Annotated in this window: 2 protein-coding genes; one reads left to right on the top strand and one right to left on the bottom strand. The window is 41.5% G+C overall.

The annotated features are described in order from the left end of the window. Nucleotides 1-1107, bottom strand: a 1107-nt coding sequence (locus C5S62_RS04470) for a sigma-54 dependent transcriptional regulator (protein WP_104404237.1), incomplete at its 3' end; no start/stop codon positions are given. 376 nt (nucleotides 1108-1483) lie between these two features. On the opposite strand from C5S62_RS04470, the gene C5S62_RS04465 reads away from it, so the two are divergent. Further along, nucleotides 1484-2104, top strand: a 621-nt coding sequence (locus tag C5S62_RS04465; RefSeq protein ID WP_145958214.1) for a TolC family protein, incomplete at its 3' end; no start/stop codon positions are given.

Genomic DNA, 2104 nt, shown 5'->3' with positions numbered 1-2104 from the left:
AAATTTAACACTTTTCTCAAAATTCATGCACCGTGTTTTCGGCTTGACCCGTTTTCTGATTGTTTGGGGATGTAAGGTCAATCCTGTCCGTTCATACAGAGCGGCATATTTTTTTAAGAAATAATCCGCAAAAAGAACGATATCTTCCTTACGATGCCGTAAGGGAGGAATTTCTATCTGTATGGTGTTAATGCGATAAAACAGGTCTTCGCGAAAATGCGACTGCTTCACCATTTCATGCAAATTACGGTTGGTAGCGGCAATAAGCCGTATGTCAATCGGAATTCTTCTGTTGCTCCCGAGGCGGGTGATTTCCCTGTTCTGTAAAACAACCAATAACTTCGCCTGCAATCCCAACGACAGATTTCCTATTTCATCCAGAAAAAGCGTACTTCCATTTGCCGCTTCAAATTTTCCCATTCTGCTCTCGTAGGCATTGGTAAATGCTCCCTTCTCATGACCAAACAGCTCGCTCTCGAATAAAGACTCACTGACGGCTCCCATATCCACATTAAACATCTCATGCCGGCTGCGGAATGACAGGCGATGAATTTCGCGGGCCAACATTTCCTTACCTGTACCGTTTTCACCACATATCAAGATGTTCGCATCTGTTTTCGCCACTTTGGTCACCAGCTTTATTATTTTCATCATAGCCGGAGAACGGCCGATAATCATAGCCGGTTCATCAGGACCTTTGACAGTTCTGGCGGGTGATTTGTGTTTTGTTTCCTGTAGCGTGGTCCGTATTTTCTTTATCAGGCTCTCATTATTCCAAGGCTTCAATACAAAATCTGCCGCTCCGCTTTTTAATGATTTCACGGCGAGGTCGACATTTCCATAGGCTGTCAGCATGATAACGGGCAGTTCCGGTTTGACCTCATGTATGCGTTGAAGCCAGAACAAGCCTTCATTACCGGTATTGAAGCCAACAGAGAAATTCATATCCAAAATGACCAAATCAATGGCGTGCCTGTCTAAAACAGGCAATATCCTGTCAGGTTCGGACACTGTTCTTATCTTTTCGAATTCCCTCTCCAAAAGCAGTTCCAGAGAAGTCAATACACTTTTATTGTCATCGACAATCAGGATAGTACCGTGTTGCATAATACCTTTTTTGAGGAGTAAAGGTATCGGTTTTAAGGATGCCCCGCAAAAAAGCGTCTAATTATTTGACACATTTGGGAATTTATTATGGTTTAAAAAGAATTGCGTTGGAATTTTTTGAGAAGTTTTTTATTAAAAAAGACTTGAAAACAGAATGTCTTCTTGCGGATAAGTATCACGGATTCCGCTGCCGCGGAACTTTCCGGCTTTCATGAAACACAGCAATGCACATACATGACCCATTTGAAAACAATGTCAAAGAAATGGACGTTCCAGTGTCAAAAAAGTAGACACTATAATCCGTATAATTTTCGTAGCTGTTTTATTATTAAGCATTTACAATATTGGCACACGATTTGTAACATACAAAACCGATATGAATGCCAAAATACCGACCGGACAGTCCCTATTGATTCTTTTATCAATCTTTTGTTCCATAATCACACCTGAAATGAGCAAGGCTCAATCAGGATGGACGGAAGATGAATGCATGAGGTATGCCATCAGACATAATCTTCGGATACGGAACAAACAATTGGATACAAAAATAACTCAAACGGATATAGTCACTGCTTATGGGAACTTTCTGCCTTCAATCAACGCCGCCAGTGCATCAGGCGTGCGGTTTGGGCGTTCCATAGATCCGCGAACAAACCAATACACTTCCGAATCTTTTTGGACAAGTACAATTGACCTGAGAATTTCCCTTCCGGTATTCGAAGGGCTTTCACGTATTCATAAATTACAGTTTCATAAATTGAATAAACGAATCAACGTACTTTCCAGTAAAATGGAGGAAAATAACCTGGCTTTTGAAGTTCTTGAAGCATTCTATCACCATTGCTTCGACAGAGAAATGCACCAACTTGCCATTGAACAACGGAAACTTAGTGAACACTACTATGAGCGGATGATTGCGTACGTTGACTTAGGAATGCGTTCCCCTGCTGATTTGCAGGAGGTGAAAGCACAGTTACAATCGGATATTTATCAGGAG

The sequence above is a fragment of the Prevotella sp. MGM2 genome (assembly GCF_002933955.1).
GTDB lineage: Bacteria > Bacteroidota > Bacteroidia > Bacteroidales > Bacteroidaceae > Alloprevotella.
This window is presented reverse-complemented; position numbering and strand designations above follow the sequence as displayed.